The following is a 13786-nucleotide window of genomic DNA, read 5'->3' as shown; positions in this document are numbered from 1 at the left end:
ATACCTTCGCCTTGCTAAATAAAGTTGACAGCGTTTTCTAATTTAGAATAGCGTAATTTGTTTTTCCAAATTTATGCCAAATGAACAATCATCTTCGTCATAATCTATTTGAGCCAAACGGCAGTTTTTTTTATTTAATTTAGATTTTTCCATTGAAGAAGGCGTTGAAACTACGAAAAAGATATATTGTATTATTGGTATTTATGGCCCTGTTCATTTATAATACCTACTTTCCTTCTTGGCTAATAACAGGCTCTTATACGAGTAGGGTAGATAACTCATTTGCAATAGCCGGAATAAAAAACAATGAAAATTTACTCATTAATAGTGATGGTACTTACAACAGTGATGCTTGGAGTAAAGGAACTTGGAAACTCCAACATGATTTTTGGGGGACAAGAATTATTTTCCACTCTAATAATGAAGGTTCCAGCATGTACTTTTATCGGAGCATGTTTTTTAGTAAACCACGAATAGTAATCTTTAGAGATTTGAACTCCGAGTTTCGTAAAGATGAATAACTAAAGGCAATAAAAAGCAAAGGATAGACTATCTCGGATACTAAATGTTGGTTTTTTGATACAAATCACTGTTTGTCTGGGGAATTTCAGCATTTCTTTAGTAGAACAAATACAATAGTCTAGATATTATTAGGAGAATGTAATAGGTTGAAGTTATCTTGTTTGATACTTATCAGATGACAAAAATTATTAGCTTAATCAAACTTATTTTTTCGTTTTAATATTTGCTCCCGCTCTTCTGAAAAGTAACTATAAAGACTTCTGATGAAAAAGGTGATCAAGAAAAAAATTACAAACATGATTGCCATTAGTACCCAATTTATTTCTTTTTTTGATTCAAATAAATTAAATATTAAAAAGCAAAGTGTTGCTATAATGAGTGACTGTTTAAAATTCTGAATAGTAAATTTCTTTTTCATAAATCTATCTTCCAAGTAACCATAAACAATAATCTATTCAGAAGATTTGCATGTGCACATAAAGTATAGTTTAAATATAGGATTTAATAAAATAAAAAAAAATCCTATATATATACTATAAATTTAGTTTCTGGCGATTTAGCTCGAAAATGTATTTTGTTGAGAATCAAAAATTTATCGTCAGATAAGAATTTACCTTTCTTTCGTAAACCTTTGTACTATATACCCTTTTTTGTTCATTTGTGTAAAATTAGTCATTTCTAAAAAGTTAATTCGATAGTTGAATATTTGATATTTTATGGTAGATTTAATTGAAATAACTAATAAAGATTCAATTTACTGTAAGGAATATTTATTAGTTACAACCTAAATTTAACTCTCTTAATAATGACGAACTCATTTAATTCTAATGTCGACTTAAAAATGCTATTAATAAGATTTTCGCCTGTTACGCTTTACTTTATCATGGTTTTATTTTTTGAGTCTTTCATCATCACGTTGCCAATTTTAGCGCCCTTTGTTTTAAGTTTGGCTCAACTTGCTAGGGCAAAGTATAGATTAACTGATACGGGTCATCTAATTGTTACTTTCGGCTTTTCTAAGTCAACAATCGACATTCAAAACATAACGAGCATTGTTTTTAAGAATAGCGTTTCTTTCGGAGAGTGGTTTCATACCTATGCCAACTCAACAAATGGTTTATTAGTAAGCTATGATGGTAATAAAGAAATAATCATTTCACCCAATGCCAAGGAAGAGTTTTTGACAGAAATTGAGAAATCAAACAAAGAATTTAAGCATGCGGGATTACGCTTCTAAGACGGGTTTTATTTAAGTTGCAGTGACGTGGTTTATTGACATGTTCAGCTTTAAAAAGCATAATTATTTTTAACCAGATTGTAGTCATGGCCCAAACATGGTGATATAAATGTCTTGTTTTTGTGATAAGAATTTTTTGAATTGCCAAGGTTTGACAAAAATGATAACCGCTGAAATAAAATTTAGAAATGAACGAATATTAAGTTCGTTTTTTATGAGACAATTCTTTAACTTTCTCTAGGTATTTGAATTGGTTTGTTCAATGACTTGATAATCCAGGGAAATACCTAATTTAGAAAAAATAAATCTCTTGATAAAACTAACGCCCATCAGGTTCGAAGGTAAATTAAAAGGAGGCTCAACTAAGCCCTGGAATGTTATTTGTATTAATGAGCATTCAAAGGAAATTGAAGAAATTGCCTGTGTTGTAAAACTTTTTACTCCCAGTAATATATCTCAGAGTTGTCACATTGCTAAAGAATTCATTTGTAGCGAGCTTGCCCGTGAGTTTGATTTAGATTGCCCTGAAAGTTATCTGATTGATATAAACGCGGCGGATTTTCGCTCAACACTAAATAAAACCGAGCTGGCTGACCTCGATACAAAGTATAAAGGCATCACTTTCTGCAGTAAGCTCGTAAATGCTAGTTTGGTGAATGACGAGCTAAAAAAAACTAGTTTTAATATATGGGATTGTGCCACCTTATTTGCTTTTGATTGTTTGATAATGAATGCGGACAGAGGCGGGCACCATAATAAGGCAAATTTGCTCATGGATGATGATGGGTTTATTCTCATTGATCATGAACTATGCCTTCACTTTTTAGATGGAGAGAGTTCCGCTGCGTTTGATAAAATTCTTGAAGACTTTAATCGCGGACGTTGGCAATCGATTTACCTTAAACATCTATTTTATCCTTTGTTAAAAAACTATAGAGGGACAAAGAAGAAACTGTTTGATACATTCAAGGAATATCTTGATAGACTGGAAATTAACAGGATTGAACAATTAATTGAAGAACTAAAAACACACGGAGTAAACGCGGGAGAGAGTACTCGATTAATTCAGTACCTTTATGCCCTAAAACAAAATAGCCACAAATATTGTCAAATAATGTTAAGTTTGGTATCATGACAAAAGGAATCTTCACATATGCACTATTGCAGTACCATCATTCTCAGATTTTGGGAGAGGTACTCAATATTGGACTGATTGCATATTTTCCTCATGAACAAAGGCTTGAGTTTATTTATCCTGAAAAATTAATACGTTTAAAATATGCTTATCCAAACGTTCCCGAAAAAACAATAAAATCTTATTTTAGATACTTTAAGGAAAGAATAGATAACTTAAATTTAAATCCTGACTTGTTTTTGGAAAAAGATCTGGAAATCGGGCTGCATAAGTTTTTAGAGAAAGAATTCCTTGCGCCAGATGCCTCTGCTTTGCAATTTGGGAATTTTAGAACCTCGGTGCTGTATACTCCTGATATTGTGAAAATAACCGATCAACTATATAACCTATATTTTTCTGTTTTTCAGGTTCAGGGTAGCAATCAAAAGCGTGTTGATGAATCTGTGCTGCTTAGAAGGTATAAGAAATATCTGGGTGATTTTCTAAACGAGGGGACGCTAAGCACGGCAAAAAACGTATTTCTTGATTATGCGATTGAGCCGCAGTCTAATGCACCTGTAAAATTTGATATTGCCTGGAAATCTGACACAGATTTACACCTGGTAAAGCCGGTAAGCTTTGATTTATTGCGCCCAGAGTCTATTCAACGGAAGGCTTGGCAATATTTTGGTCAATTTGAGGACCTCGAAGATTTCGCAACTAGGAACGATTACTTATTTGACGTAATTCTGGCTAAACCTAAGAGCAATAAACTATCTAAATCCTATGATAATGCGATTCGCCTGCTCGGAAAACCTAAAAGGGTTAACTTAATTGAGCTAGACAACTTACAATCATATTCGCAGCAGACTATAGAATCCTCTCTATTTTAGGTTCTTGATCTCAAGTCGAACGTTTTTAATAGTTATTAATTCTTAAATATTTTTTAGTTCATCGTTCTCAATAACTTTCATTTATCATTCTTAATAGAAAGATTTACAATATTATCAAGCACATTGGCATTTCCATTATCTATAATATCTAACTCCTCAGGTGTGAATGCGCTATGAGGCCAGACAAAATTATGTTTCTTGTATTCTTTCATATAATTGATCAACCCTTCCTGTAGCTATTGAGGCACCTAAAATCTTAACAAAATATTTATAAAGTTTATTACGATCGTCTTCGATAAACCGCTTTTGTTGGCTCTGCTCCTCAATTTCAAAATTCCACCTGTTCGCCGGTGAAAATCCTCGGTAGGGCGGCCCTCCAGCAATCTTAAATACGTTAATCAAAGTTGTAACACAAAAGTGAGATACGACTCTTTTGTCATCAACACTTTTTGGCTAACTTTGGCGGATTGAAAAAGCGCATTACTTTTACTATTTTGGTACTGTATTTATTCTCCACTACGGAGTTTAGGGAAATACTTAAGCTTCCCGTGCTGTTTCAACATTTCAGTGAGCATAAGCAGCTTGACCAGAATTTAAGTTTTTTTGGTTTCGTTTATGATCATTATAATTCTGTACCGCATACCGACAATGATCAGGAGAGAGATGATCAGCTACCATTCAAAACGATTGATATGAGTAGTTTTTTAACGCCTGCAATTCCTGTTTCGCATCTTAATACTTTCGAAAAGGCTGTTCGGATAATCATCAGAAATGATGCATTCCATTACACGGAAGGTCATGTTCCAAGTGCGGATAGTGGCAAAATCTGGCAACCTCCCAAAAGCATTTCCTTCATCAACGTTTAGGACATGCCCTCTTTTTGTGGTCATTCCTTTTTTAAATTGAGAAAGATCATATTCATTTTTTATGCTTGATAAAATCATTGGGTTTTCTGTAAAGAATAAACTCATCGTGGCGTTGTTTACCATCGCCTTAATTATATACGGAGTTTTTGAACTCTTTAATTTACCGGTAGATGCTGTGCCTGATATTACCAATAATCAGGTACAGATCATTACCGTAGCGCCTTCTTACGGCGCAACTGATATTGAACGATTGGTCACCTTTCCTGTAGAACAGGCCAGCAGCAATATTGCCGGGATAAAGGAAATAAGAAGTTATAGCCGTTTCGGTTTATCGCTCGTTACACTGGTATTCAATGATGATGTAGATGTTTACTGGGCCAGGCAGCAGGTTTCCGAACGCCTGATTGTGGTGCAGGAATCCATCCCAGATGGGATTGGAAAGCCAGAAATGGGCCCAATATCCACCGGGCTGGGCGAAATCTATCAATATGTGGTCAGGCCCGAAAAAGGTTATGAGGGGAAGTATGATATAACTGAACTTCGCACCATTCAGGACTGGATAGTTCGCCGTCAGCTGCTGGGTGTAAAAGGCGTTGCCGAGGTGAGCAGTTTTGGCGGTAAACTGAAACAATATCAGGTCGCCATCAGCCCGGGCAAGTTGCAGTCGCATGGAATTACCATTGCTGATATTTTTGATGCGCTGGAAAATAATAACCAAAATACGGGCGGGGCCTATATCGAGAAGCAATCTACTGTGCTTTACATCAGGAGTGAGGGATTGATTGGCAACAAGGAGGATATTGGGAATGTGGTAATCAGGACCAACAAGGGTGCTGCGCCTTTACTAATCAGAGACGTTGCAGAAGTAGTGATTGGTTCTGCAACCAGATACGGAGCGCTAACTTATAACGACCAGGGTGAAGTTTCTGGCGCCATTGTGATGATGTTAAAAGGAGCCAATAGTAATGTGGTAATTAAAAGTATCAAAGAAAAGATTGCCGAAATTCAGAAAACCCTGCCCAAAGGCGTAGTGATTGAACCTTTCCTGGATCGCACCGATATGGTAACCAATGCGATCAGTACCGTACAGACCAATTTATTGGAAGGTGCGCTGATTGTGGTTTTCGTGCTCGTGCTTTTTTTGGGGAATTTCAGGGCTGGTTTGCTGGTGGCCTCTGTGATTCCTCTATCGATGTTGTTTGCCGTTATTATGATGAACCTCTTTGGGGTGAGTGGCAACCTGATGAGTTTAGGCGCACTGGATTTCGGTTTGATTGTGGATGGAGCCGTCATCATCGTTGAGGCGGTCATGCATCAGCTTAGCCACAACAAAAGGTTTGCAGGACTAACCTTGCTTTCTCAACAGGAAATGGACAAGGAAGTAAAAAGCGCCTCTTCAAAAATGATGAACAGTGCGGTTTTCGGACAGATTATCATCCTGATCGTTTACCTGCCCATTTTTGCCTTACAGGGTATTGAAGGGAAGATGTTTAAACCGATGGCGCAAACAGTGGCCTTTGCCCTGCTTGGTGCATTTATCCTCTCATTAACTTACATCCCGATGTTGAGCAGTATTTTCCTGAGCAAAAAGATCAAAACCAGGCAGAATTTTTCAGATCGGATAATGGCTAAAATCGAATATCGATATCAATCCTTGCTGACAAGGGCATTGCGCATCCCGAAGATCATCATCGGGTTCGTTGTTTTTCTATTTGTGGTTGCTGTTATTCTGCTGAGCAGGATGGGAGGAGAATTTATTCCATCAATCGAGGAAGGTGATTACGCAGTTGAAACGAGGGTGCTTACGGGCAGTAGCTTAAACACCACAATGGAAAATGTACAAAAGGTTGCAGGTATTTTAAAATCCAGGTTTCCCGAAGTGATTAATGTAGTGGCCAAAATAGGAAGCAGTGAAGTGCCTACCGAGCCATTGCCAATGGATATGGGCGATATGATCATCAATCTAAAACCCAAATCGGAATGGACAACAGCCAAATCTTTCGATGAACTCTCTGAAAAGATGGGAGCGGCGGCAGCTGAAGTTCCAGGTGTAACCACCAGTTTTCAGTTCCCGGTGCAGATGCGATTTAATGAACTCATGACTGGCGCCAGGCAGGATGTGGTGTGTAAGATTTTTGGAGAAAACCTGGATACGCTGGGGATTTTTGGCAAGCAGTTGGGCAACCTGGTCAAAACTGTAGATGGTGCCACTGAATTGTATGTGGAGCAGATTACGGGTACACCGCAGATCGTGATTAAATACAACCGGGCAGCTATCGCACAGCATGGTCTTAATATCTCGGAAATCAATAGAAATATTAATGCAGCGTTTGCCGGACAGAGTACAGGGCTGGTATTTGAGGGAGAAAAGCGCTTTGATTTAGTGGTGAGGTTGCAGCACGATCAGCGGAAAGATATTCAGGATGTTCAGAATTTACTGATCCCGACACCTGCCGGGATACAGATTCCTTTAAACCAGGTTGCATCAGTAACACTGGTTGATAGTCCAAGCCAGATTCAGCGTGAAGATACGCGGCGAAGATTATTGGTTGGTTTTAATGTGAATGGCAGAGATGTGGAAAGTATTGTAGAAGAACTTCAGGAGAAAGTAGCGGCGCAAATTAAGTTGCCTGCTGGCTACACCATTAGCTTTGGCGGCTCATTTGAAAACCTCAATGAGGCCAAATCACGTTTATCTGTTGCGGTACCGGTTTCATTGGTTCTGATATTTTTACTCTTGTATTTTGCTTTCAATTCAATCAAATATGGATTGCTAATTTATACTGCCATTCCACTTTCGGCAATTGGTGGTATTTTTCTGCTCTCCATTCGAGGGCTGCCATTCAGCATCAGTGCCGGCGTTGGCTTCATCGCACTTTTTGGTATTGCCGTACTCAACGGAATCGTATTAGTGGCAGAATTTAACCGGATCAAAAATTCCGGAGAAACCGATTTAAGAAAAATTGTAACCAACGGAACGGTAACCCGTTTAAGGCCGGTACTGATGACCGCTTTCGTGGCCTCACTTGGTTTCTTGCCTATGGCGCTAAGTAATGGTGCAGGTGCATCCGTCCAAAGACCTTTGGCTACAGTAGTGATTGGTGGTTTAATGATTGCCACCCTACTTACTTTATTTGTACTGCCTATTCTTTATGTTGCCCTTGAAAAAGGCATTAAGGCTAAAGTTGCAAAACCAGTTATCGCCTCGATTTTAGTGTTGACGGCTTTTCAGCCAGCCAGCGCTCAACGAAGAATTTCCGTTGAAGAAGCTGTTGAAACAGCCGTGGCGAATAATTTATTGATCAAAAACCGTCAATTGAGGGCAGAACAAGCCAAGCTGCTCATTAAAACAGGAAGTAATCTTCCTAAAACTGTTATTGGGGCGGAGTACGGCAATTTCAATAGTCCGCTTACCGATGATAAGTTCAGCCTCTCTCAAACTTTGAGCTTACCAACTGTATACAAAAGGCAAACCAGGCAGCTGAGCGAAGAGTGGAAGGCTATTTTGATGGAGGTCGATGTGAAAGAAGCAGAAATTAAAAAAATCACGAGGTCTGTATTTTATGAGCTGCTGGTAATTGATGGGAAGGAGAAGCTGTTGAAAAGAATGGACTCGGCCTATACCGCATTTCTAAGGGTTGCTACACTGCGCCTTAAAGCCGGGGAAACCAATATGCTCGAAAAGGCATCAGCCGAGAATCAGTTGTCGCAATTAAAAATTCAGGAGAAAAACCTTGTTAATGAAAAAGAATTACGATTACGTGAACTGATGCTTTTAATGAATACCAATGAAAAACCTGTGCCCATCTCAGATAAGTTAAAACTGGATGTAATGCCAGCTGACAGTTCAACACTCGCCTCCCATCCTGATTTGATTTGGCAAAGGCAGCAGGAACAGGTTGCTGCAGCATCAATCAAAGCAGAAAGTGCAAAGCTCTTGCCTGATATTTCTCTCGCATACAACAATATGAGCCTGCAGGATGGAATCCGATATAACCGGGGGAATAGGTTTCAATCCGTTCAGCTGGGCATAGAAATCCCAGTGTTTGCAGGTGCCCAGCGGGCGAGGATAAAATCTGCCAGAACGCAACAGCTGATCGCTAAAAATGATACGGATTACCGTAACAAACAATTGCATACAGAATTTGAAAGCGTATTTAGGCAGGTAGGTCAATATGTAGATGTAGTGGAAGAATATGAGAAAACTGCGTTAAAAAATGCAGTCGCCGTAACGCTAACTTTAGATAGACAGCTTAAAAACGGAGAGATCAACTATCTGGAATGGACCATCCTCAATCAACAATCTTTACAGGTGCAGCTCGATTATTTTGACGCGGTAAATAACCTGAACAACAGCATCATTAATTTAAATTATCTTCTATCAAAATAACAATGAATTTTAAGTTATATCAACAGTTCTTAGCCTCTGCAGCCTTTTCTGTATGCTTATTTGCCTGCAGTAGCAAGGAAGAAAAAGTAACGGAAGAACCTAAAAAAACAAATAGTGATCTGGTGTATCTGAATGCGAAAGAAGCTAAAAACATCAACCTGGAAGTTGGCGAAACGAAACTTCAGGATGTGAGCAGGGTGCTAAAATTAAGCGGACAAATAGATGTTCCACCTCAGAATCTGATTTCGGTAAGCATCCCTTTGGGCGGTTACTTAAAATCGACAGAAATGCTGCCGGGAACGAGGGTTCACAAAGGGCAGGTATTGGCGATAATGGAAGATCCTCAGTACATTCAACTTCAACAGGATTACCTGCGGGCAAGCAACAGACAAGCTTTTGCTATCAAAGAATATGAACGCCAACGGGAACTGAACAGTACCAAAGCCAGTAGCGACAAGGTGCTTGAACAGGCAGAAAGTGAGTTGAAAAACCTAAATGTGGAAACTAATGCTTTAGCCGCTAAACTCAGCATGATCGGAATCAATAGCAGGAAACTGACGGACAGAAATATTTCGCGTTCGATCAGAATTTATTCGCCTATTAATGGTTATGTAAGCAAGGTAAATATGAATATTGGTAAATATGTAACGCCATCAGATGTGATGTTTGAACTCATCAATCCTGAAGATATTCATTTAAACTTAACGGTTTACGAAAAAGATCTGGACAAGGTTTCCATCGGACAAAGGGTAATCTCCTATACCAATAATAATCCCGATAGGAAGTTTAGCTCCAGCATTATTTTGGTCAGCCATTCCCTAAACGAAAACAGAAGTGCCGAGGTACACTGTCACTTCGATCAGGAAGATAAAAGCCTAACGCCTGGTATGTACATGAATGCTGAGATTCAGTTGAATGCCAAAAGAGAGAAAGTGCTACCAAATGATGCTATCGTTAATTTTGAAAATAAGGACTATGTATTTATCAAAGAAAACGATTCCAGCTTCCGCATGACTACTTTGCAAAAAGGGGTGTCGGAAAATAATCAAACTGTGGTTGGAAGCAGTTTAGATGGGAAGAAGATCGTTTTACGTGGTGCATATTCTTTATTGATGAAGTTAAAAAATACTGCAGAGTAAAGCAGAAGAAGGTACTCTGGTGAAGTTTTATATTTAAATCATCACTATACTAGATAAGTACTATTCAAATTTTATTCAACTGAGATAAAAAAATTGAATAGTACTTACACTTTTCCAGATGAGGTAAAAAATGATGGTTAACCGAAAAGTTTCATTTTTTGATGACTGCTAATAACTGTACATCCAGATGGTGTTGATATTTGTAAATCAATGATACCAACTTTTAACATTATCTTTTTTCCTGCTGATAAAGTTTATTTTGATAGAGAAATGAAGCCAGTTGATAATAAGAGATCGTTTCATTTGTTAACTTTTCATCATTGGGAACTTTTGTAGACTCACCTGTTTTGAAATCCGGACGAAACGTATTTACTTTTTTATTGGGATCAAGTACCACCAGTTTGCCATCTCGTATGTAGCCAAGGCTTTGATAAGTGCTGATGAATGCCCGCTGTTCTACATCTTCCATTTTAAAAACATCATGGCCAAAAAACTTACTTTGATACCTGAAGCTGAGATAACCTAAAATAGTAGGGCCAATATCCAGCTGCGCGGTAAGTTTATCAAATTTTGATGGCGCAATATGGCCAGGCGCATAAAAAATCATAGGAATATGGTACTTGTCTACCGGCAGTTCTACCTTGCCTGCACTGGAGGCACAATGATCTGCTACAATAACAAACAGCGTATTTAAAAACCAAGGCTTGTTTCTTGCCTCCCTTATGAATTTTCCAATCGCATAGTCTGTATATTTCACTGCACCTTCTCTACTGGTTTTAGAAGGAATATCTATTCTTCCTTCAGGATAGGTGTAGGGGCGATGATTGGAAACAGTCATGATTTGCGCAAAAAATGGTTTGCCATTTTGATAGTCTTTATCTAGTTCCCGTATCGAAAGTGTAAACAAATCTTCGTCTGCTACTCCCCATATATTAGAATAATGGATTTCAGAATCCTTCAAAGCGCTTCTATCAGTTACCTCATAGCCGTTATTGGAAAAGAATTCTGTCATATTATCAAAATATCCATACCCTCCGTAGATAAATCTTGAATGGTACCCTTTGGAACGAAAAACACTGCCAAGGGTAAAAAGGTTCCGGTTATCAGGGCGTTTTACGATAGATTGTCCCGGAGTTGGAGGTATGCATAGGGAAAGCGCTTCGAGTCCTCTTACCGTTCGGGTACCTGAAGCATATAGGTTAGTGAAAAGCATTCCTGCTTTTGCCAGCGTATCGAGTTCTGGTGTGATATGCTGATTATTACCAAAACTACCCAAAAATTCAGCACTCAAACTCTCCACGCTAATGAGCACCATATTCATTTTGTTTTCCCGCAGTTTATTATCTACCAACCTGGAAGTATAGCTATCTCTTTTAGTATCTGGTGCTTTACTCAAGATAAGATGTATAATAGATTCTACTTTTGATATGGGTAATGTTTTATAAAAAGTGTTGTAATCAAGCTGGTTATTCCAAAAAGCGAAACCAAAATCATACATGCCATTGCCGGAAAGCTCATTGACATACTGATTGCTACTAAGGTATTTCCATTTATGGCTTATTCCAAAATAGACCAGAACTGGCAGGGCCAACAGTAAAAGAGCGTATAAACTTCGTTTTTTGAAGCGCTGCTCAACATGATTTACCGGCCATATCAATTTTCGTAGCAGAAACAGCACTGCCACAACAAGCACAATCATGATCGATAGTATGGTGTTAATTGGATAGGATTGACGGATGTTCCCGATGACCTCGGTGGTGTATACAAGATAATCTACAGCTATAAAATTATACCTGACTGAAAACTCTTCCCAAAAAAACCATTCTGATACGGCATTAAATAGTAGTGAGAGTAAAACGATAAAAAAATAGGCAAATAGCAATATTTTGCTGGTTTTTTTACGATACCATCTGGCAGGGAAAAGCCATAGGTATACAACCAGTGGTACGCATGCGAATGAAGCAGCAGCCATATCGTATAGGAGGCCAATCATAAATATTTTTATAATATTTAAAAACGACCAGTCTATGTTGCGGGCAGAAAATAAGACAAGTGCAATTCTGGTTATTAAGGAAAAGCAGCATAGCAACACCAACGCGAGGAGAACAGGTGAGAACCTGTGGCTTAAAAATTTGGTTATTTTAGTCATTAATGAAACAGAGATTCATGAAGTTATTTGAATCATTTGCACGAATGTAGGCCCCAAATCTGTAGCAATTCTGTAGGCATATCTCTCAGGTGAGTTCATAATCCTGCCGATGTAGATTTGAGAATAAAATTAAACTGAAATGTAAGGGGTTGAAAGCAATTAAACAGGTTCATGTCACGTGAAAAATGCTCAAAGCCCATCTGGTTTTGAACGTCTGAAGTCACCCCCTAAAAACCATTCAATCACGTAAGCGTTACAGTAAAATCACCACACTGCCACCAACAATCATCAGGCCTCCGATTAAAGTTTTGGTTTCGATTGGTTCTTTTAGGATAAGAAAAGCAAGCCCCATTGCTATGGCAACACTAAGCTTATCAATCGGGGCAACTTTAGAAATATTTCCTGTTTCCAAGGCCTTAAAATAAAAAATCCAGGAAAGACCGGTTGCCACACCAGACAAACCAAGAAAAATAAGATTATTTTTACTTAAGGTTTTTAGCTCAGAAATTTCCCCGCTTGCCAGCACAATTCCCCATGCAATAAATAGAACAACCACCGTTCGTATTGCGGTAGCCAAATTTCCATTTACCCCTTTTATTCCAATTTTAGCAAGTATAGCGGTGGCTGCGGCAAAAAAGGCAGAAAGAATTGCATAGTATTTCCACATGATTTTTGTTTTTTAACCAGAATAAAAATACCACTCAAATCTGTAGACAAACTGAAGAATCACAAATAAAATGATGATAAATTAGATTGGTAATGTTTTAATTTAAAGTTGCACACGTGCTACAGATTTTCTTCAGATTTGAAACTTATTCTTGTCAGCATTAACATAAATTATGAAGAATGAAATTCTTTTGAGGAAAGTGGCTGTTTTTGTGAAGGAATGTCTTCAAAGTAGACTTTCGCTTCAGATGTATTTCCACAACTTCGGACATACTTTACTGGTCGTGAATGGAGTAAAGCGCATTGGTAAGGCAGAGGGGCTTAGCAAGGACGAACTTTTTATCCTGGAACTTGCCGCTTTTCTTCATGATGTAGGATATACCGAGAAATACTGGGGACACGAAGAGGAGAGCGCCAGAATTGCAGCAGAATTTTTAGGCGCAAATGGATTAGCCCTGGAAAAAATAGCGCTTGTTAAAAAGTGTATTGTCGCAACGAAATTTCCACAACATCCTGTAAGTAAATTAGAGCAGGTGATTTGCGATGCTGATTTCTACCACTTTTCCCTCCCTGACTATCAGGATTACGCAGGCCGGCTGAAAACGGAATGGGAAACAAATCTCAATCTTTTTTATACCGATGTTGAATGGGATGAATTAAATTTGAAGATGTTATCAGCCCATGTATATTTTACTGATTACGGTGAAAATATACTTCAGCAAAAAAAAGCGCTTAATATTGCAAAACTTAAAAGCCGCTTTGAATAACTGACTTGTATTATCTATCCGTTTTAAATATAAAATGTAAATT

Annotated in this window: 9 protein-coding genes; 7 read left to right on the top strand and 2 right to left on the bottom strand. The window is 38.1% G+C overall.

Annotated features, from left to right (window positions below):
• Positions 1-1363 precede the first annotated feature (1363 nt).
• The 6 genes from SOM16_RS10895 to SOM16_RS10870 all read left to right on the top strand — a co-directional run bounded on the left by SOM16_RS10895 (position 1364) and on the right by SOM16_RS10870 (position 10161).
• Positions 1364-1759: a PH domain-containing protein gene (locus tag SOM16_RS10895; protein ID WP_320464037.1), complete on the top strand. Its 396-nt coding sequence runs from the start codon at positions 1364-1366 to the stop codon at positions 1757-1759.
• A 310-nt stretch (positions 1760-2069) separates the two neighbouring features.
• Positions 2070-2894 (top strand): HipA family kinase, encoded by an 825-nt coding sequence (locus SOM16_RS10890; RefSeq protein WP_320464036.1) that lies wholly within the window; start codon positions 2070-2072, stop codon positions 2892-2894.
• The gene (locus tag SOM16_RS10885) at positions 2891-3766 is read left to right on the top strand and encodes a hypothetical protein (RefSeq protein ID WP_320464035.1); all 876 of its coding nucleotides are present in this window, start codon (positions 2891-2893) and stop codon (positions 3764-3766) included. Before SOM16_RS10890 ends, SOM16_RS10885 begins: the two co-directional genes overlap by 4 nt.
• Positions 3767-4233: 467 nt before the next feature.
• Entirely contained in the window at positions 4234-4632 is a 399-nt protein-coding gene (locus tag SOM16_RS10880) for a hypothetical protein (protein ID WP_320464034.1), read from the top strand.
• Positions 4633-4693: 61 nt separating this feature from the next.
• Complete coding sequence (locus SOM16_RS10875; RefSeq protein WP_320464033.1) at positions 4694-9022, top strand: CusA/CzcA family heavy metal efflux RND transporter; 4329 nt, start codon at positions 4694-4696, stop codon at positions 9020-9022.
• A 2-nt stretch (positions 9023-9024) separates the two neighbouring features.
• Positions 9025-10161 (top strand): efflux RND transporter periplasmic adaptor subunit, encoded by a 1137-nt coding sequence (locus tag SOM16_RS10870; RefSeq protein ID WP_320464032.1) that lies wholly within the window; start codon positions 9025-9027, stop codon positions 10159-10161.
• A 229-nt stretch (positions 10162-10390) separates the two neighbouring features.
• Here SOM16_RS10870 and SOM16_RS10865 read toward each other — a convergent pair whose 3' ends face one another.
• Together SOM16_RS10865 and SOM16_RS10860 are read right to left on the bottom strand one after the other, a co-directional pair.
• Positions 10391-12154, bottom strand: coding sequence for an LTA synthase family protein (locus SOM16_RS10865; protein ID WP_320464031.1), 1764 nt, complete (start codon positions 12152-12154; stop codon positions 10391-10393).
• Between the two features lie 409 nt (positions 12155-12563).
• Entirely contained in the window at positions 12564-12977 is a 414-nt protein-coding gene (locus tag SOM16_RS10860; protein WP_320464030.1) for an EamA family transporter, read from the bottom strand.
• 172 nt (positions 12978-13149) lie between these two features.
• On the opposite strand from SOM16_RS10860, the gene SOM16_RS10855 reads away from it, so the two are divergent.
• On the top strand, positions 13150-13743 hold the full coding sequence (locus tag SOM16_RS10855) for an HD domain-containing protein (protein ID WP_320464029.1): 594 nt from the start codon (positions 13150-13152) through the stop codon (positions 13741-13743).
• Positions 13744-13786: the final 43 nt, after the last annotated feature.

It is taken from the genome of Pedobacter sp. CFBP9032, from assembly GCF_034045265.1.
Lineage (GTDB): Bacteria > Bacteroidota > Bacteroidia > Sphingobacteriales > Sphingobacteriaceae > Pedobacter.
Note: the sequence above shows the minus strand (reverse complement) of the source record. Positions and strands in the feature narration are given on the sequence as shown.